The organism is Helcobacillus massiliensis, assembly GCF_014191425.1.
GTDB lineage: Bacteria > Actinomycetota > Actinomycetes > Actinomycetales > Dermabacteraceae > Helcobacillus > Helcobacillus massiliensis.
Map to the genome: position 1 here is coordinate 356,101 of NZ_JACHWP010000001.1, position 18,358 is coordinate 374,458.

The 18,358-nt window shown below is 68.8% G+C and carries 14 protein-coding genes and 3 tRNA genes; 10 read left to right on the forward strand and 7 right to left on the reverse strand.

Annotated features, from left to right (window positions below; all coding sequences use genetic code 11):
- The first annotated feature begins 30 nt into the window (after nucleotides 1-30).
- The 5 genes from FHX50_RS01640 to FHX50_RS01660 all read left to right on the forward strand — a co-directional run bounded on the left by FHX50_RS01640 (nucleotide 31) and on the right by FHX50_RS01660 (nucleotide 4,168).
- Entirely contained in the window at nucleotides 31-1,179 is a 1,149-nt protein-coding gene (locus tag FHX50_RS01640; protein WP_183373832.1) for a bifunctional diaminohydroxyphosphoribosylaminopyrimidine deaminase/5-amino-6-(5-phosphoribosylamino)uracil reductase RibD, read from the forward strand.
- Nucleotides 1,179-1,934, forward strand: coding sequence for a riboflavin synthase (locus FHX50_RS01645; RefSeq protein ID WP_183373834.1), 756 nt, complete (start codon nucleotides 1,179-1,181; stop codon nucleotides 1,932-1,934). Before FHX50_RS01640 ends, FHX50_RS01645 begins: the two co-directional genes overlap by 1 nt.
- Nucleotides 1,931-3,256: a 3,4-dihydroxy-2-butanone-4-phosphate synthase gene (gene ribB / locus FHX50_RS01650; RefSeq protein ID WP_183373836.1), complete on the forward strand. Its 1,326-nt coding sequence runs from the start codon at nucleotides 1,931-1,933 to the stop codon at nucleotides 3,254-3,256. The genes FHX50_RS01645 and ribB overlap by 4 nt, the downstream gene beginning before the upstream one ends.
- A gap of 49 nt (nucleotides 3,257-3,305) precedes the next feature.
- Complete coding sequence (gene ribH / locus FHX50_RS01655; RefSeq protein WP_183373838.1) at nucleotides 3,306-3,788, forward strand: 6,7-dimethyl-8-ribityllumazine synthase; 483 nt, start codon at nucleotides 3,306-3,308, stop codon at nucleotides 3,786-3,788.
- 304 nt (nucleotides 3,789-4,092) lie between these two features.
- Nucleotides 4,093-4,168, forward strand: a tRNA-His gene (locus FHX50_RS01660).
- Nucleotides 4,169-4,303: 135 nt separating this feature from the next.
- Here the strand turns inward: FHX50_RS01660 and orn are convergent.
- Nucleotides 4,304-6,229: an oligoribonuclease gene (gene orn, locus FHX50_RS12315; protein WP_343064021.1), complete on the reverse strand. Its 1,926-nt coding sequence runs from the start codon at nucleotides 6,227-6,229 to the stop codon at nucleotides 4,304-4,306.
- 166 nt (nucleotides 6,230-6,395) lie between these two features.
- On the opposite strand from orn, the gene FHX50_RS01670 reads away from it, so the two are divergent.
- Together FHX50_RS01670 and FHX50_RS01675 are read left to right on the forward strand one after the other, a co-directional pair.
- The gene (locus FHX50_RS01670) at nucleotides 6,396-7,025 is read left to right on the forward strand and encodes a superoxide dismutase (protein ID WP_183373840.1); all 630 of its coding nucleotides are present in this window, start codon (nucleotides 6,396-6,398) and stop codon (nucleotides 7,023-7,025) included.
- A gap of 173 nt (nucleotides 7,026-7,198) precedes the next feature.
- On the forward strand, nucleotides 7,199-8,392 hold the full coding sequence (locus FHX50_RS01675) for a M48 family metallopeptidase (RefSeq protein ID WP_183373842.1): 1,194 nt from the start codon (nucleotides 7,199-7,201) through the stop codon (nucleotides 8,390-8,392).
- Nucleotides 8,393-8,468: 76 nt separating this feature from the next.
- Here the strand turns inward: FHX50_RS01675 and FHX50_RS01680 are convergent.
- Nucleotides 8,469-8,541, reverse strand: a tRNA-Arg gene (locus tag FHX50_RS01680).
- Between the two features lie 241 nt (nucleotides 8,542-8,782).
- Between FHX50_RS01680 and FHX50_RS01685 the strand changes: the two genes are divergently transcribed.
- The gene (locus FHX50_RS01685; protein WP_183373844.1) at nucleotides 8,783-9,352 is read left to right on the forward strand and encodes a single-stranded DNA-binding protein; all 570 of its coding nucleotides are present in this window, start codon (nucleotides 8,783-8,785) and stop codon (nucleotides 9,350-9,352) included.
- 63 nt (nucleotides 9,353-9,415) lie between these two features.
- Here the strand turns inward: FHX50_RS01685 and FHX50_RS01690 are convergent, their stop codons facing one another.
- On the reverse strand, nucleotides 9,416-9,973 hold the full coding sequence (locus tag FHX50_RS01690; RefSeq protein WP_183373846.1) for a hypothetical protein: 558 nt from the start codon (nucleotides 9,971-9,973) through the stop codon (nucleotides 9,416-9,418).
- A gap of 122 nt (nucleotides 9,974-10,095) precedes the next feature.
- Between FHX50_RS01690 and FHX50_RS01695 the strand changes: the two genes are divergently transcribed.
- On the forward strand, nucleotides 10,096-13,173 hold the full coding sequence (locus FHX50_RS01695) for a UPF0182 family protein (RefSeq protein WP_183373848.1): 3,078 nt from the start codon (nucleotides 10,096-10,098) through the stop codon (nucleotides 13,171-13,173).
- Nucleotides 13,174-13,287: 114 nt separating this feature from the next.
- A tRNA-Met gene (locus FHX50_RS01700) sits at nucleotides 13,288-13,361 on the forward strand.
- A 371-nt stretch (nucleotides 13,362-13,732) separates the two neighbouring features.
- On the opposite strand, the gene FHX50_RS01705 is transcribed toward FHX50_RS01700, so the two are convergent.
- From FHX50_RS01705 to aroA, 4 genes are all read right to left on the reverse strand, one after another.
- Nucleotides 13,733-14,959, reverse strand: a complete 1,227-nt coding sequence (locus FHX50_RS01705; protein ID WP_183373850.1) for a pyrophosphate--fructose-6-phosphate 1-phosphotransferase — start codon at nucleotides 14,957-14,959, stop codon at nucleotides 13,733-13,735.
- Between the two features lie 142 nt (nucleotides 14,960-15,101).
- Nucleotides 15,102-15,893: an inositol monophosphatase family protein gene (locus FHX50_RS01710; RefSeq protein ID WP_183373852.1), complete on the reverse strand. Its 792-nt coding sequence runs from the start codon at nucleotides 15,891-15,893 to the stop codon at nucleotides 15,102-15,104.
- Nucleotides 15,894-15,910: 17 nt separating this feature from the next.
- Nucleotides 15,911-16,954: a ribosome small subunit-dependent GTPase A gene (rsgA, locus tag FHX50_RS01715; protein ID WP_183373854.1), complete on the reverse strand. Its 1,044-nt coding sequence runs from the start codon at nucleotides 16,952-16,954 to the stop codon at nucleotides 15,911-15,913.
- Complete coding sequence (aroA, locus tag FHX50_RS01720; protein ID WP_183373856.1) at nucleotides 16,951-18,336, reverse strand: 3-phosphoshikimate 1-carboxyvinyltransferase; 1,386 nt, start codon at nucleotides 18,334-18,336, stop codon at nucleotides 16,951-16,953. The genes rsgA and aroA overlap by 4 nt, the downstream gene beginning before the upstream one ends.
- Nucleotides 18,337-18,358: the final 22 nt, after the last annotated feature.

An 18,358-nucleotide genomic window follows, 5' to 3' on the forward strand; every position in this document is an offset into this window, starting at 1 on the left:
CTCCCGCGCCCGGTGTCGTGAAAGGAACCGATGAGCGGGAGACTCCTCTCATCCCTTCCAGGCACCGAGCTGGCCGCGGCGTTCTCGCGCGCGATCAGACTCGCCCAGAAGGGACCACGCAGCGCCAACCCCCGAGTGGGCGCCCTCCTGATTCTGCCCAGCGGCGACACCGTGGAGGGCTGGCACCGCGGCGCCGGCACGCCCCACGCCGAAGCCGACGCACTCGACCGCGCCCGCGCCGCCGGTCACGATCCCCGCGGCGGGACCATGATCGTCACGCTGGAGCCGTGCGCCCACAGCGGCCGCACCCCCTCGTGCGCCCGGGGCCTGATCGACGCCGGCGTCACCGCCTGCCTGTTCGCCCACGCCGACCCCACCGAACGGGCCGGCGGGGGAGCGGACCTGCTGCGGGCCGACGGCATCACCGCCCTCACCTGGGTCGACGCCGTCGCTCACACCGACCACGCCAGCACCCCCGGCGACGCGGCTGCGGCGAAATCGCTGACCGCGGATGCGCAGCGGCTCAACGACCGGTGGATGCGTGCCCAGGCGGAACGGCGGCCCTTCGTCACTGCGAAGATCGCACAGACCCTCGACGGCTTCACCGCCGCTCCCGACGGCACCAGCCAGTGGATCACCTCCCACGAAGCGCGCGCCGCCGGGCACCGACTGCGCGCGCATGTCGATGCGATCGCCGTCGGCACCGGCACCCTCATCGCGGACGACCCGCGCCTGAGTGCCCGCACCCCCGCAGGCGACGCTGCGCACCAGCCGCTGCGCGTCGTGATCGGGCAGCGCCCGGTGCCTGAGGGGTCCGCCGTCATCGGAGCCGACGGGCGCTTCGTCCACCTCGCCACCCGAGACCTGCCGGCCGCGCTCACGCAGCTGCGCCGAGAGCACGGCGTGGAGCACCTCCTGATCGACGGCGGCCCCACCCTCATCGGGGCGGCACTCGCCGCGGACCTCATCGATGACCTGTGGGTCCATATCGAGCCGACGCTCCTCGGCGCAGGCCGGCCCAGTGTTCTTGGCCTGAACCCGTCGACCCTCACCGACCGCCTGGACTTCGACGCTGATGCGCCCGAAATCCACGGCACCACCGTCACCATCCACGCCCGGCCCCGCCCTGCAGCGCCGCAGGCCGATACCGCGGGCACCCCCGACCGGAAGGACGTCTGATGTTCACTGGAATCGTTGAAGCGAAGGGACGGATCGTCGAGATCCGCGATTTCGGCGGCTCCCTCACCCGCCTCACCGTGTCGGCACCCGCGGACCTCATCGCGGATCTGCAGCACGGTGCCTCGATCGCCGTCAGCGGGGTCTGCCTCACCGCCCTGGCCGAGCCTGCTCCCGAGCACGCACCCGGAGAGTCCGCTGCCACCACCGACGCCGCGGACCCGGGCGCTGCCGCCACAGCGCTGTTCACTGCCGACGTCATGGGGGAGACCCTCGCCCTCACCACGCTCGGCGGTGCGAGAGTCGGTGACGAGGTCAACCTGGAGCGCTGCACCCGCGCCGGCGACCGGCTCGACGGGCACATCGTGCAGGGCCACGTCGATGCGGTCGGGACGGTCGTGGACCGCCGCGACGAGGGGCAGTGGCGCCGTCTGCGGGTGCAGATCCCGTCGGCCCTCGCCGGTCAGATCGCCCAGAAGGGTTCGATCGCATTGGACGGCGTCTCCCTCACCATCACTGAGGTGTCCGTGCCGGGCGCTGCGGAGCCCTTCGCGGAGGTCGCGCTGATCCCCGAGACGCTGCGCGCCACCACCTTGGGGCGCGCATCCGTCGGCACGAGGGTGAACGTGGAGACCGACGCGATCGCGAAGTACACCCAGCGCCTCCTCGCCGTCGCCGCCGCGCGGCCCGCCCCAGCATCCGCGTGCGACCGCTCCACCGCTGCACCCGCCGACGCCCCGAAGGAGGCCCGCGCATGACGCTCCGACTCACGCCCCTGCCCGATGCCCTCGACCAGCTGCGCGCCGGCCGACCCGTCGTTGTGCTCGACGACGAGGACCGCGAGAACGAAGGCGACCTCATCCTCGCCGCCGAACTCGCCACCGAGGAGCAGATCGGCTTCATGGTCCGCCACACCTCCGGCTACCTCTGCGCCCCCATCACCCCGGGCCGTGCACGCCGACTCGGCCTGCCGCTGATGGTGCCGAACTCCGAGGACCCGAAGCTCACCGCCTACACCCTCACCGTGGACGCCCGCCACGGCACCACCACCGGCATCAGCGCGCACGACCGCGCCCTCACCGCCCGCACCCTCGTCACCGGGGAGGCTTCCGACCTCATCCGGCCCGGTCATCTCGTTCCGCTGATCGCTCGTCCCGGCGGTCTGCGCGAACGCCCCGGCCACACCGAAGCCGCCACCGACCTCGCCCGCCTCGCAGGGCTCCGGCCAGCCGGGGTGATCGGCGAGATCGTCCACGACGACGGCTCCATGATGCGCGCGCCCGCCCTCGCCGCGTTCGCCGCCGAGCACGGCCTTGCGATCATCACGATCGAGCAGATCCTCGCCAGCGGCCTGCTGGAGGAGCTCGATGGGCACGCCGCATCCGTCGGCCGGCCGCAGAGCGCCGACGGCGCCGACGACCCCGACGGTGCCGCCGATGGTCGCGGCGAGGGAGCTGACGACTGCTCTGACGGCATCGCCGCCAGCGACCCCATCGACCTGCCCACCCCGCACGGCACGTTCACCGCCCGCGCCTGGCAGACGGAGCGCGGCGAGCACCTCACCCTCACCGCCGACGGCCCCGACCGCATCAGCGCCCCCGGGGCCGACGGAAGCCCCAGCGCCACAGTCCGCCTCCACTCCGAATGCCTCACCGGGGATGTGTTCGGCTCCCACCGCTGCGACTGCGGCGAACAGCTCGACGCCGCCCTCACCGCGATCGCCCGCGACGGCGGCACCCTGCTGTATCTGCGCGGACACGAAGGCCGCGGCATCGGCCTGTTCAACAAGCTGCGAGCCTACGCCCTCCAGGACCGGGGCGCGGACACCGTGGACGCCAACCGCGACCTCGGCCTGCCCGTGGACGCGCGGCTCTACACCGACGCCGCCGGCATCCTCCGCCGCCTCGGCCTCACCGAGGTCGACCTCATCACCAACAACCCGGTGAAGGCGGCGGCGCTGGAGGCCGACGGAATCCGCGTCCGCTCTATCCGCAGTGCCGAAGTGCCGGCGCGCGCGGAGAACACCCGATACCTCGCCACCAAGCGCGACCGCATGCACCACATGCTCACAGCGATCTGACCACCCCACCACCAACTCGCACACTCCGCAGAATCGAAGGAGACTTCTCATGGCCGGACACGGCACCCCCTCCACCCCGCTCGCCCCCGCAGAGAACGGTCCCCGCTCCATCGGCATCGCCGCTGCCTCCTGGCATGCGCAGATCATGGACTCGCTGATGGACGGCGCCCGGCGCGCCGCCCGTGACGCCGGCATAGACGACATCGTCGAGATTCGGGTTCCCGGCTCGTTCGAGGTCCCGATCGCGGCGCAGTCCCTCGCCCGTGCGACCGACGTGGTGGTCGGCCTCGGCGTGGTGATCCGCGGAGAGACCCCGCACTTCGAGCACATCGCAAGCGCCGCCACCTCGGGCCTCGCCCAGGTGGCTCTGGAGGAGTCCACCCCGGTCGGCAACGGCGTGCTGACCGTGAACACGCAGGAGCAGGCGATCGCCCGCGCCGGGGGAGAGGGCGCGAGCGAGGACGCCGGCTATGCCGCAGCGGAAGCGGCGATCCGCACCTACCGGGCGATTGCAGAGGTCCGCGGCCGCTGAACCGGGTACCCGTCGGCGGTCAACCAATCGGTTGACGTGCGCGGCGGTGGGTGACGCGGCCGGGCATGGGCCCGGTGCGCTGCCGGGAGCGGGGATGGCGGAGGCGTTCACCGACGGCACCCGGTGGGCGCTTCTCATCGCGGCGGGGTTCATGCTGGTGGGCTTGGCGGTTCTGGCAACGAGATCCGCACCACGCGGCCGCTGACCCGATTGGCTTTCGTCGGATGGGGCGCACTATGCTGAATACTCGTGACGACGAGCGCGTCAGTCCTGAGGGATCAGGGCGCGGCTCATCCGATCCCTGGTGGTCGTAGCTCAGTTGGTAGAGCTCCTGGTTGTGGTCCAGGCGGTCGCGGGTTCAAATCCCGTCGATCACCCCAGTGCCCCGGGACACCGCTGCAGCGGTGTCCCGGGATTTTTCATGTCCGCCCCGCTGCGCCCGCAGCCGCCCTGGCTGTTCCGCCACGACGCCTGCGGCTGCCCCGGCAGCTCCGCCACCGCGCCGCTGCTGCCTCTCACTGCGGGTTGTCGAGCAGCCCCCGTCGGACCCCTTCTGCGAGCGACGGCCACACCGGCAGTCGCGGAATCAGCGTGGCCTGCACGGCGTGGTACGCATCCGGCTTCCCCCGCCACACGGTCGTGGACGGCTCCAGGTCAATGTCCAGCTCGTGGTGCCAGGACCCGCCCGCGGGGTCGATGAAGTCCTCAGCGATGTGCTCCCACCACTGCTGGTAGAGGTCCGCCCACCGGCGGTCACGGGTGGTGCGGTAGGCGACCGCGGCGGCGCCGACGGCTTCAGCCGCCACCCAGTGCATCCGCTCGCGCGCCACCGGCTCGCCCTGCCAGTCCACCGTGTACGGGAACCCGCCCGTGCCGTCGATGCCGTCGAACTCAGCGGCGCGGTTCATCAGAGCGAGCGCGCACTCCAGCATCCACTGCGGCTGATCCTGACCCTGCTGGGCGAGACCGGCGCGGGCCGTCAGCGTCAGGCGCGCCCACTCGAACCAGTGGCCGATCGTCGCGCCGTAGGGGCGGAACGGATCCGCGCGGTTGTCCGTGTTGAACTCCGGCAGCATCTCCCATTCGGAGGAGTAGTGCTCGGGCAGCAGCCAGTCGTTGTCGCGGGCGAACTCGTTGACAGCGCGCTTGATGATCCCCACCGCGATCTGCAGCAGGTCCAGGCGGTCGAGCACATCAGCAGCGGCGAGCAGCGCCTCCACCGTGTGCATGTTCGCGTTGATGCCGCGGTACTCCTCCGTAGAGGAGAAGTCCCTGGTGAAGCTCTCACGGACCATGCCCTCGGTGCGGTCATAGAACCGTTCGAGCAGAACCTCGAGCGCGTCATCGAGGAGCGCGCGGGCACCGGGGCGGCCAGCGGCCGTAGCGGACGCGGCGGCGAGGACCACGAACGCGTGCGCATACGCGCTCTTCGAATCCCCCGCGACCGAGCCGTCGAGGGCGACCTCATCGAACCAGCCGCCGTGCTCGGCATCGGAGAAGACATCGCGGAGGGCGCGCACACCGTGATCGGCGAACTGCCCGGCTTCCGGGTTGCCGAGCATGGAGGCCAGGGAGAACACGTGGGTCATGCGGCAGTTGATCCACAGTTCCCGATTCTTCGACTCGTCGATCTCGCCGGTCTCATCGAGCCAACCGAAACCGCCCTCATCGAGCGCGGAGCCGGCAGCGAACTCGAGCAGGGCATCGCCCTCGCTGGCGAGCCAGCGGGCGTGAGTGGGGGAGTCCAGCCAGGTGACGCTCGCGGGGTGGTCACCCTCCGCATCGGCCGCGTCCGCGGCACCGGAGGAATCGGCGGAGCCGTCGGCCGGGAGCTCGAAGCGCTTCGCCTGCACCTTCAGATAGTCGGTGGTGGGGCCGGGCGCGGAGACGAACATCGCCTCCCGGTAGTACTTCAGCTCCTGGATGGATTCGCGGATATCGGCGAGGGCGCGGTGCCCGCCGTGCTTCTGCGGCGTGTTGAAGAAGACCCGCGGCAGCCACCGCTTCGCCAGCTCCTTCAGCGAGGACACGTCGATTGTGCGGTAGGAGAGGTAGCTCTCGAACAGGGGCAGGTCGCGCTCCAGGAACGCTCGGTCGGTGCCCACGCTGTTGCCGGCGAGCGGCGCCTTGCCGGGCTCCGGCACGTACTGGCGGACGTACTCCAGACACTGCTGCTGGGCCTCTTCCAGAGTGACCCCGTCGGCCAGCTCCTCCAGCAGACCGGAGTCGGTGTGCATCTGGCGGACGAAGTCGTTCATGGACTCGATTGCGCCCTCCGGCGGGCGGATCACGATGTCCACACCGTCGCCGAGGACGGTGAGGTCGGCGTCGGTGACGAGGACCGCGACTTCGATGAGGGCGTCCTCGGCCTTGTCCAGGCCGGTCATCTCGCAGTCCACCCAGACGATTCGGTTGCTGACAGTGTTCTTCGTGCTCTTCACCCGTCCAGCCTATCCACTGCCCCCATGCCCGCGCGCTCCCGGCGCCTGATCAGGGCTTTGTCACCGAGTGCTCAACTCCGGCCACTAGGGTTGGACACGAACCGCGCCAGGCGGCACATCTGAATCGGGCAGCCCGGCGTCACTTCGACGAAGAAAGGGGCCTTCCATGGCTGACTACACTCTTCCGGATCTCTCCTACGACTACGGCGCTCTCGAGCCGAACATCTCCGGCCGGATCATGGAGCTGCACCACTCCAAGCACCACAAGACCTACGTGGACGGTGCGAACACCGCTCTGGAGAAGCTTGCTGAGGCACGCGAGAAGGACGACTTCGGCACCATCAACCAGCTGGAGAAGAACCTCGCGTTCAACCTCGCCGGCCACGTCAACCACACCGTGTTCTGGAACAACCTCTCCTCGGAGGGCGGCGACAAGCCGACCGGTGAGCTCGCCTCCGCAGTGGACGAGTTCTTCGGCTCCTTCGACGGCCTGCGCGGCCAGTTCACCGCTGCAGCCCTCGGCATCCAGGGCTCCGGCTGGGCGATCCTCGCCTGGGACTCCCTCGGCGGCAAGCTCATCATCGAGCAGCTGTACGACCACCAGGGCAACCTCGCAGCCGGCTCCGTCCCGCTGCTCATGCTCGACATGTGGGAGCACGCCTTCTACCTCGACTACCAGAACGTGAAGGCGGACTACGTCAAGGCGTTCTGGAACATCGTCAACTGGGCCGATGTTGCGGACCGCTTCGAGCGTGCCCGTAAGCAGACCGTCGGCCTGATCACGCCGACGGCCTGATCGCCAGCAGTCCCGCGCTCACCTGAGCGAACCAGCGGCGGTGCCTCCTCGGAGGCGCCGCCGCTGTTCACTGTCTGCGGGCCGGCGGGGTCATACGTTGGTCGGAGGCGCTCCGGCCGGAAGCACCGCCAGGTCTAACGGCGAGCCGACGGGTTCTTCCCTACGGTTGTTCCATGACTTCACCGCAGCAGCCCTCATCGTCACCGGCCGCATTCGGTCCTCACGGCCCCCTGGACGGTCGCGAACCCGTCGGCCGCCCCCGACTCTTCAACGGCTCCACCCGTCTCGGCCTGACCGGCGACCTCGCCATGCGGCACCCCTGGGAGCTGCCGCTCTTCGCCGTCGCCGTGCTCGTCACCATCGGGTTCAACCTGGCGTGGCTGGCGAGCATCGTCGTGTTCATCATCCTCGTCGCAACCGGCAACGACGCCTCCGTCGTCGACAGCCTCGACCCGAACCTCATCCAGCTGTTCGTCATCATCGGCGCCCTGCCGTGGATCCTGTGGATCCTGCGCGCCCTCATGTACGCGCAGCAGCGCGCGCTCGCGGTCCGCATGAGCCCCACCCAGTTCCCGGAGGGCTACCGGATGGTGTGCGAGGCAGCGCAGCAGTTCGGCATGCGCCGCGTTCCCGACGCCTACGTGACGATGGGCAACGGCGTGATCAACGCGTTCGCCGCCGGTCACGGTTTCCGCCGCTACGTGGTGGTCCACTCCGACCTGTTCGAGGTGGGCGGGCGTGTCCGCGACCCCGAAGCACTGCGCTTCGTCATCGCCCACGAGGTGGGGCATCACGCTGCGGGCCACACCGGCTACTTCCGCATCCTGTTCCAGAACCTCTTCTACCAGGTGCCGATCCTCGGCAAGGCCCTCTCCCGCGCCCAGGAGTACACGGCGGACAACTACGGCTACTCGCACGTCCCCAACGGTGCGCCCGGAACCATGGCGCTGCTGGCCGGCGGCAAGTACCTCAACGCCCACGTCAACGTGAACGAGCTCGCCGACCGTGCCGCCACTGAAAAGGGACTGTGGGTGCACCTCGTGCAGTGGACCTCCACCCACCCCATCACCACCTGGCGCGCGAACGCCCTGCGCGACCGCACCCGCGCCGGCAGGATGTGGCTGCGGCCCAAGGCGCCGCTGTTCCACCAGATGCTGCCGGCGGGCTCCACCTTCTCCAAGAAGCATCCCACGCCGGAGCAGGCGATCGAACTGATCAACCGTGCGCGCGCGGAGGGACTCGTTCTGGACGAGGAGCAGTTCGGCCGCTTCCCGGGCGCCGAGTATCCGGCGCCGGCATCGATGCGTGACCTGCAGATCCGCGCACCGTACCCGCCGATCAACGAGGGCACGATGCTGAACTCCTGACCCAGTCGCGTGAAGTGATGACAGAAGGGGGCGGACCAGAGAAATCTGGCCCGCACCCCTTCTCGTGTGCTGTGGGCGCCCCCGGCAGGATTCGAACCTGCAACCTACGGATTAGAAGGCCGGTGCTCTATCCATTGAGCTACGGAGGCGGGGCACCCGTCGCCCCGTCCCGGGGCCGACGGCGCGGCGGTGACGCCGCGGGGTGTGCGGCTCAAGTGTAGGCGAGCAGGGCCCGCCGCCCCGAATTCGAGTGGCCCATGCCCACCGCCACTTGTGCACAGTTCGCCTCCGCGGGGTGTGGTGCGGACGCTCACTGGAAATGCTGGACGGACCGCCGGCGGCAAGCGCCGGACCGACGCGGCCGCAGCGCCGCCAAAGAAGGGGGGACCCATGTCCGCTATCCGCACCACCATCGTGGGCAACATCGCCCAACCGATCCGGCTGCAGAAGTTCCCGGACGGCAATCTCGTCGTCACGTTCACCGTCGCCGTCAACGACCAGTACCTCGACAAGAAGACCGGGGAGTTCGCCGACCGCGGCACCGAGTTCGTGCGCGTGCAGACCCGCCGCCGCGACCTCTGTCTCAACGCTGATGCTTCCCTCAGCGTCGGCGATCCGGTGATCGTGACGGGGCGCCTCACCACCCATTCGTGGAAGGGCCCCGACAACCGCGACTTCTTCGCGCTGCTGCTGCATGCTGAGGCCCTCGGGCCGAGCCTGCAGTTCGGCACCACCCGCTACTTCAAGAACAACAACCAGAAGCCGGTCGGGGACGACGGCGAGCAGCTCACCGGCGGTGAGGACACCTCTGCTGAGCTCGAAGGCCGCACTGTTCCCGACGACACCGCCGAGGATCGGGAAGCGCCGGTACGGCGGGACCCGTCGGAGCTGGTCGCCGTCTGCGTCGGTGGGGGAGAGGAGGCCGACGGGGCAGAAGGCGACAAGGAGCCGCCGTTCTGATCCCACCGCCTCCGCTTGAGCAGCGGTGGACGCCGCCGAGTGGTGGTGTGACGCTGCTGGGCGTCAGTCCTGGGCCGGGGCGAGGCCGAGGCTCGCCTGCAGGGCGTCCACGAGCGCCGGGATGAGGCGGCGCCCCATCCTCGTGGGGGAGTCCGCGATGACCCGGCCGTTCTCCACAGCCCGCACCACACACCAGGTCTCACCGTTGAGCAGCGCGCCCACAACGACAGCTGTCTGCGCGGGCGCGCTGTCATCTCGCCGGTCCCCGTCGGCCCGCGGCGCGGCATCGATCACCGCGTGGACGGCTCCGCCGGCGAGGTCCTCCGGCCAGGTGGCCTCCTGCAGTTCAGCGACCGGGTCCAGCTGGTCGGCGCCCATTTCGATCGGCGTGAGGTGCTCCGGGTCGTCATCACCGGCGGCGAGGTCCTCGGGGTCCATCAGCTCGGCCAGCTGGGGATGATCCTCGGCGATCATGCCGGTCCTCAGCAGCATCCAGCGGGACGCGGTCGCACCCGCGGGGGGAGCCTGCGGTCCGGAGAAGGCGAAGCGGAACACTTCGAGGAGCGAAGCGGCGAGGCCGGCTTCGCGTTCAGTGAGATCAGCAGGGGAGTCGGAATTCACGTGCAAAGTTTAACCTGACAGAATGGACGGGGACTTCTCCGTCCAGACTACTGACCGCCGCGCTTCGATCGGCGACGCGCGCGGACAGTTGTGAGATCGCCCTGCGAGTTATGAGGTAGCCAGTGAGTTTCTCCGTCCCCGCACCCGGATCACGTCCGCGGCCGAAACCGTCGGGAACGCAGGAGGACGGCAAGAGCCGGTTCACACCCCTCACCATCACGCTTCTCATCATCGGTGCGCTCCTGGTCGCGCTGGTGATCGCTGCGGAAGTCGTCACCGCCTACCTCTGGTACAGCCAGCTCGGCTACGTCGATGTGGTCCGCACCCGCTGGATCACCCAGGTGGTCCTCTTCCTCCTGGGCGCCGCCCTCATCGCCCTGCCGCTGTTCTTCACCCTCCGCTTCGCCTACAAGCATCGGCCGGTGCATCCGCCGATCACCCGCGAAGAACAGGCGGTGGAGCAGTTCCGTCAGGCTGTGGAGCCGCTGCGGCGCCTCATCACCTACGCCGTCCCCGGCGCTCTCGGCATCTTCGGCGGTCTCGCCGCCGCGAGGGCGTGGGAGCCGGTGCAGCTGGCGATGCACGCGAAGAACTTCGGCACCACGGACCCGATCTTCCACAACGACATCGGGTTCTACGTGTTCCATCTGCCGGTCATCGACATGGCGCTCACCGTGCTGAACTTCATCGTGGTCGCCACCGCCGTCGCCGCCGTCGCCGGGCACTTCGTGTACGGCGGCATCGCCTGGGGTCAGGAATCCGGTATCTCCATCACCAAGGCGGCACGCCGGCACCTCGGCATCATCGCCTTCGGCTACCTGCTGATCCTCGCCGCCCAGCACTGGGTGGAGCGCTACCATCTGCTGAACTCCGGCCACACAAAGTTCGAGGGCGCGTCCTTTACGGATGTCAATGCCCTCATCCCCTCCAAGACGATCCTGGCGGTCGCCGCCCTGATCGTGGCGGCGCTGATGCTGCTGTGGATCATCAAGGGCAACTGGAAGATCCCCGCCATCGGTGCCGGTCTCATCGTGCTGTCCACGCTCGCCGTCGGCATGGCCTACCCCACGCTGATCCAGAACTTCAAGGTCGACCCGAACGAGCGCGCCCTCGAACAGCCGTACATCCAGCACAACATCGACGCGACGCGCGCCGCGTACAAGATCGACAAGGTGAAGGAGACCCGCTACGAGGCGAAGACCGACGCCGACGCCGGTGCGCTGCGCTCCGACGCCTCCACCACCGCCCAGATCCGCCTCATGGACCCGGGGGTCGTGTCCCCGACCTTCGAGCAGCGCGAAGCGAACCGACCCTACTGGGGCTTCGAGGACCAGCTCTCCGTTGACCGCTACGACATCGATGGGAAGCAGCAGGACACCGTGATCGGCGTGCGCGAACTGCGCCCCGACAAGCTCAACCTCGCCAACCGCGACTGGGTGACGCAGCACGTGGTCTACACCCATGGGTACGGTGTGGCCGCCGCGTACGGCAACCGGCGCCAGCCGAACGGCGAACCGTCGTTCTTCCAGTCGGGCGTGCCCGGCAGCGGCCCGTTCGGTGACTACCAGGAGCGGGTGTACTTCGGTCGGCACTCGCCGGACTACTCCGTGGTGGGTGCTCCGAAGGGAGCGGACCCGCAGGAGTTCGACTACCAGTCCGGCGGTACCGACGGCAAGGGCGACGGCTCCCAGGTCTCCAACACCTACACCGGCGACGGCGGACCGAAGATCGGCAACCCCTTTGTGCGCCTCCTGTACGCGGTGAAGTTCCGCGAACCCAACATCTTCATCTCCAGCTACGTGAACTCCGAGTCGCAGATCCTCTACGACCGCAATCCGCGCGACCGCGTGAAGAAGGTCGCGCCCTACCTGTCGCTGGACTCCGAGATGTACCCGGCTGTGGTGGACGGCAAGCTCAAGTGGGTGATCGACGCCTACACCACCACCGACCGGTACCCGTACGCGCAGTCGATGGACTTCAACACCGTGGTGACGGACGCGAAGACCAACGGACAGGCCACTGCGGATCAGCGGCAGGCGGACGTCAACTACATCCGCAACTCCGCGAAGGTGACGGTGGATGCATTCGACGGCTCGGTGGAGATCTACACCTGGGACACCGAGGACCCGATCCTGCGGGCGTGGAACGATGTCTTCCCGACCTCGCACCGCGCGGCCACGAAGATCTCCTCGGATCTCATGAGCCACCTGCGGTACCCCTCGGACCTGTTCAAGTCGCAGCGTCACATGCTCGGCCAGTACCATGTGACTGATGCTGACGAGTTCTTCGGCGGGCAGGACTTCTGGCAGGTCACGCCGGACCCGAACCGCGCAGCTGCGGGGCAGAACAGCAAGGACGGCCAGAGCACGGTCGTTCAGCCGCCGCTGTACCTGTCGATGAAGATGCCCAACCAGGACGGCCCGCGCTTCTCCGTCTCCACCAGCTACATCCCGGTGGCGGGCCAGGACGTCCTCATGGGCTTCCTCGCCGTTGACTCGGAGACCGGCAGCACCGCCGGCAATCCGGCCGACAGCTACGGCGACATGAATCTGCTGGTGCTGCCGACCGCGAACCCGGTGAGCGCACCCCGCCAGGTGCAGAACACGTTCAACACCAACCCGGAGGTGTCGCGGGAGCTGAACCTTCTGCGCACCGGCAACTCCGAGGTCATCAACGGCAACCTGCTGACCCTGCCGATGGGCGGCGGACTGCTGTACGTGCAGCCCGTGTACGTGATGAGCTCCAGTTCCGGCGGCGGCACCTCGTATCCGCTGCTGCGCAAGGTCCTCGTCTCCTTCGGCGACAAGGTCGGGTACGCCGACACGCTCGATGAGGCACTGGATGCCGTCTTCGGCGGCGACTCCGGTGCGAACGCCGGTGATGCGGAAGTGCCCACCAAGGGCGAAGCCGGTGCCGTCGAGGGCGCCAACCCGGCACCGGGCACCGACGGCCAGCAGCCGAAGGACGGCGCGACGCCGCAGCCTTCGCCATCGCCGACCCCGTCGGCCGATCCATCGTCCCCGGCGGCGCCGGCGCCTGCCGATGCCGATGCCCTCACGAAGGCGCTCGACGACTTGGATGCCGCCCAGAAGGAGGCCGACAAGGCTCTGAAGGACGGTGACTGGGCCGCGTACGGTGAGGCGCAGAAGAAGATGGACGACGCCATCAAGCGCGCCCGCGAGGCCAACGGGAAGCAGTAGGCTGACGGGGACGGGCGTCAACCGGGCAAACCGGAGGTGAAAGTTTCCTGTCTCACGTTTGACGCCTCCGCGTTGGACATCGGAGGGGTGCCCGCGTAGATTAGAACATGTCGACGCGGGATGGAGCAGTTCGGTAGCTCGCCGGGCTCATAACCCGGAGGTCGTAGGTTCAAATCCTGCTCCCGCTACGAGATGAAGGCCCTGACCAGAGAAATCTGGTCAGGGCCTTTCCCTTACCCGGGAGCGGCTGGTCGCGGTGCCGTCGCGCCTGTGCCGGTCGATTCGTCGACGTATTCGGGGCTGTACGCGCTGACTTTCCCGAAAGTGCAGACGGATCGTTCGGCGTGGCCGCAGCGTGCGGAGGAGGAGTGCGGCGGTCGCAGGCTGCGCAGTGCGCGCATCGGGGGCAGAGAAGCGCCCCGGCGGATTCACCACCGGGGCGCTGTTCATCAGGTCGGCCCGTCCATCGGGTCGCCGCGCGCATCAGGTCGCCACGAACATCAGGCCAACTGGACCGAGGGAGCCCGACTGGCCGAGCCAGGCGAGACAAGAACCCGAATCAGTCCTCGCTGGGCTCCGCCTTCGCGAACGGCTGGCCCGCACGCACCAGGACGTCCTGGAACCAGTCCTGCTCCACATTGAATGACTTGTGGCCGGCGATTCGATCGAACTCGATGGCGCGCAGGCGGTTGTCGTTGCCCTCGTCATGGCCGATCACGCCGCTGCCGCCTTCGAGCGACACCTGCACGGCCAGATCCGTCATCGACTTGATGAGGCGCAGGTCCTCTGCATTCGCCTTCGCGGACCGCGCAAAGTACCCGGACTTCTGCACCATCACCTTTTCGGCGCCGAGCTTGTCCGCGAACTGCTTCGCGAACCAGTTGCCCGGGTTGATGGTATCGAGCTTGACGTGGCCGAACGGGTCGCGCGGCACCTCCTCGCCGTTCGCCTCCATCTCCGCAACGATCTCCGGGATGCCGGCACCCTCGGACAGGAAGATGTTGACGTTGCCGACCTCGTCCATCACAGCCTTCAGGCGCTTCGCCTCACGGTCGATGTCGATCTTCAGCTCCGGCAGGAAGACGGCGTGCACATCCCACTTTTCGGCATCGAGGCCGATCTCCGGAAGCCACTGCTGCTGAGCGTGCCACTGCTGGTAGAAGCGGGCGGCTTCAGCAGTGAGATAGCCGCAGGCGCGGCCCATGATCTCGTGGATGATGAGCATGCGGGGGTTCGAGCCGTGCTCAGCGATGATGTTCTGCGCGAACTGGCTGGTCTGCTCAGCGGCGGTCAGGGCGCCCAGGGACTGGCGCACCGGCACGATGTCGTTGTCGATCGTCTTCGGCAGACCCACCACGCGCAGTTCAGCGTCGTGCTCGTGGAGGTACGCCGCAAGGTCAGCGGCGGTGGTGTTCGTGTCGTCGCCGCCGATGGTGTGAAGGACATCGACCCCGTCGGCCTTCAGCTTCTCCGCCGCCACCTGGAGGGCGTTCTCGCCCTCCTTGATGAGGCCGCGCTTGACGAGGTCGTCGGTGTTGGTGAGCTTCACGCGGGAGTTGCCGATGGGGGAGCCGCCGAACTGGTGCAGCAGACCTGCGTTCCGGCGCACCGTCTGGTCCACGATGATCTTCTCGCCGGACAGCAGACCCCAATAGCCGTGGCGGTAGGCAATGATCTCAATGCTCGGGTCGAGCTCGGTGTAGCGCTCGATGAGGCCTCCCACAGCAGACGAGAGGCACGGCGCGTAGCCGCCCGCAGTCAGAAGTGCAACGCGTTTGACGGTCATATCTTCCCTTTCCATGGGTGCCCGGAAACAGCCGCCGCGATCAGGCGGCCGGGCAGGTCAACGGACACTGCCATCCTAGCGGCGGCGCCTGGGGAGGAAGGTCCTCGCAACAGGCCCCATGACCAGGGGATTCACTGCCGGCTCAGGCCTGCTGAGCGAGCGCCTCCAGGATCATCTCGTGCAGGTGCCCGTTGCTCGCCACGGCACCGTCGCCGAAGGGCCCCGGGGCACCGTCGAGGTCGGTGAAACGGCCACCCGCCTCCGTTACGATCGGCACCAGCGCCGCCATGTCATGCAGCGCCAGCTGCGGCTCTGCAGCAGCATCGACAGCGCCTTCGGCGAGCAGCATGTAGCTCCAGAAGTCGCCGTACGCGCGGGTCCGCCAGAACCGCTGCATCAGGTTGAGGAACTCGCGCAGGCGCCCCTGCTCCGCCCAGTTCGACAGGTCGGAGTACGACAGCGATGCGGCGTCCAGCGAACCCACGCCGGACACCTGCAGGCGCTTCGCGGACGACAGGCGTGGGCCGGTGAACGCACCGGCGTCCTTCGCAGCCCACCAGCGGCGCTTCAGAGCCGGCGCGGACACGACGCCGACCACCACTTCGCCGTCCTCGACGAGTCCGATGAGGGTCGCCCACACGGGCACCCCACGCACGAAGTTGGAGGTGCCGTCGATCGGGTCCACGATCCACTGGCGGGAGCCTGCCCCGGTGGAGCCGAACTCTTCGCCGATGACCTGATCGCGGCTGCGGACCCGGGCCAGCTGTGCGCGGATCATCTCCTCCGCGGTGCGGTCGGCGTCGGTGACCTCGGTGAGGTCGGGCTTCGTCTCGACTGTCAGGTCCTGGGCCTGGAATCGGGACAGGGTCTTCTGGTCGACCGCGTCGGCGAGGACGTGGGCGAGGCGCAGATCGTCGGAGAGGGAAGAGCTCATGGGCTCACCCTACCGATTCAGAGGTCCCAGGGGTTGTTCTTCCGCAGCGCGTCGTCCAGCCGGCGGAACGACGCCAGCCGCGCCGGTCCCGCCGGTCCCGCGGCGCCCTGCTCCACCAGAGCGTCCATCGCGCAGTCGGGGGCGTCCTCGGCATGGGTGCAGCCGCGCGGACAGTTCTCCTCCAGGGCCGCGAGGTCAGCGAACGCACCCAGCAGCTCCTCGGGGGTGACGTGGCCGAGGCCGAACGAGCGCACACCGGGGGTGTCGATCACCCACCCGCCGCCGGGAAGCTGCAGCGCCAGCGCGGAAGAGGAGGTGTGGCGGCCGCGGCCGGTGACGTCGTTGACGTGGCCGGTGGCGCGGTCCGTGCCGGGCACCAGCGCGTTGATGAGGGTGGATTTGCCGACCCCCGAATGCCCGATCAGCACGCTGGTCTCCCCGCCGAGGCGCTGCCGGAGCTCATCCAGGCCGGCGATGGACCCGTCGGCCTCCCGGTGGGTGACCACGTACTCCACCCCGAGCGGGGCGTAGGTGGTGAGGAAGTCCGACGGGTCCTTCAGATCTGACTTGGTCAGGCACAGCAGGGGCCTGATGCCGGCGACGTAGGCGGCGACCAGGCAGCGGTCGATCATGCCGCCGCGGGGCTCCGGATCAGCCAGCGCCGTCACGATCACCATCTGGGTCGCGTTGGCGACCAGGGGACGTTCGGTGGAGTCGTCATCGTCAGCGGACCGGCGGAGGAAGGAGCTGCGCTCGTCGATGCGCACGATGCGCGCGAGGGTGTCGGTGCGGCCGGACGTATCGCCGGTCATGCCGACGACGTCACCGGGAACGATGGGGGAGCGGCCAAGGGCGCGAGCGCGCACAGCGGTGACCGAACGCTCGGCGTCCGTGCCGGCATCGATGACGGTCCGCCAGCGGCCGCGGTCCACCGCGACGACGCGGCCCGTGACGGCGTCGGAGAAGTCGGGGCGGTCCTTCGTGCGGGGCCGGGACCCGCGGCGCGATGGACGGATGCGCACATCCGATTCGTCGTACGAGCCTCGAGGGCGACGACTCACCAGGTGCCTCCGGACCGCGCTTCCGCGTGCAGCATGGACAGCCACATGCCCACGAAGTCCGGCAGGGTCTTCTGCGTGGTCGCCACGTTCACAACGCGCACGTCCGGCACCTTCAGACCGATGATCGCGGCGGCGGTCGCCATGCGGTGGTCCTCATAGGTCTCCATCACGCAGCCGGTCAGCGGCTTCGGCGTGATCTCCAGGGAGCCTTCGTGCTCCACGACGTCGGCGCCGAGGCGACGCAGTTCAGTGGCGAGAGCGGCCACTCGATCGGTTTCGTGACCGCGCAGATGCTTGATGCCCCGCAGGTGCGAGGGGGAGTCGGCGAGGACGGCGAGGGCGGCGATCGTCGGCGTCAGCTCGCCGACGGAGGACAGGTCGATGTCGATGCCGCGGATGTGTCCGGTGCCGCTGAACTCGACATCGCTGCCGATGCGCTCCACCTCGGCGCCCATCATCGGCAGAATGCGGGTGAAGTCCTGGCCGGGCTGGGTGGTGTGCTCCGGCCAGTTCGCGACCGAGACGCAGCCGCCCGTGGCGACGGCGGCGGCGATGAACGGTCCCGCGTTCGACAGGTCCGGTTCGATGGTGATGTCGCCGATCTCGAATTCGCCCGGCTCCACGGTCCATTCGTGGCGGCCGTCCACCACCCGATGCTCGGCCGTGATGCCTGCGGCCTGCAGCAGCGCCACGGTCATATCGATGTGGGGGATCGACGGCAGCGAGTCGCCCACCTGACGCACGGTCAGCGGCGCCTCGCCGCGGACACCGGCGAGCAGCAGCCCGGAGACGAACTGGCTGGAGCCGCTGGAGTCGATCTCCACCACACCGCCGCGCAGGCTGCCGGTGCCGTTGACGGTGAACGGCAGGGAGGCCGACGGGTCCTCCCGGTCGATCCGCACGCCCTGCTGTTCGAGACCGTCGAGCAGCGGCGCCATGGGCCGGGCGCCAGCGGTGTCATCGCCGATGAAGCGCACCGGGCCGGAATGCAGAGCAGCGACGGCCGGAACGAACCGCATCACGGTGCCGGCGAGGCCGCAGTGGATGACCAGGGGGTCGTCGGTCAGCAGGTCCTCACTGCTGTCCCGGGCGGCACGTCGGCCGTGGCCGCGGCGTTCGGTGGTCGCGCCCTGCTCGTTGAACGAGATCGGCGTGACGATCAGAGTCTCGCCGTCGGCTTCGAACGAGGCGCCGAGTTCGGTGAGCGCGTCGATCATCAGGCGGGAGTCGCGTGAGGCCAGAGCACCGGTGAGGCGCGTCGGGCTGCTGGCGAGGGCGGCGAGCACCAGCCAGCGGTTGGTCAGCGACTTCGAACCGGGGATGGTCACATGAGCATCCACGGGCCCTTCAGCGACAGGGGCGGACCACTGAACGTGCTGCACTGTGAATCGGGAGTCCTTAGTG

Excerpts from the sequence above, each read along its gene's own strand:
- FHX50_RS01640 (WP_183373832.1), top strand. The coding sequence starts at position 31 with ATGAGCGGGAGACTCCTCTCATCCCTTCCAGGCACCGAGCTGGCCGCG.
- FHX50_RS01645 (WP_183373834.1), top strand. The coding sequence starts at position 1,179 with ATGTTCACTGGAATCGTTGAAGCGAAGGGACGGATCGTCGAGATCCGC.
- ribB (WP_183373836.1), top strand. The coding sequence starts at position 1,931 with ATGACGCTCCGACTCACGCCCCTGCCCGATGCCCTCGACCAGCTGCGC.
- ribH (WP_183373838.1), top strand. The coding sequence starts at position 3,306 with ATGGCCGGACACGGCACCCCCTCCACCCCGCTCGCCCCCGCAGAGAAC.
- FHX50_RS01670 (WP_183373840.1), top strand. The coding sequence starts at position 6,396 with ATGGCTGACTACACTCTTCCGGATCTCTCCTACGACTACGGCGCTCTC.
- FHX50_RS01675 (WP_183373842.1), top strand. The coding sequence starts at position 7,199 with ATGACTTCACCGCAGCAGCCCTCATCGTCACCGGCCGCATTCGGTCCT.
- FHX50_RS01685 (WP_183373844.1), top strand. The coding sequence starts at position 8,783 with ATGTCCGCTATCCGCACCACCATCGTGGGCAACATCGCCCAACCGATC.
- FHX50_RS01705 (WP_183373850.1), bottom strand. The coding sequence starts at position 14,959 with ATGACCGTCAAACGCGTTGCACTTCTGACTGCGGGCGGCTACGCGCCG.
- FHX50_RS01710 (WP_183373852.1), bottom strand. The coding sequence starts at position 15,893 with ATGAGCTCTTCCCTCTCCGACGATCTGCGCCTCGCCCACGTCCTCGCC.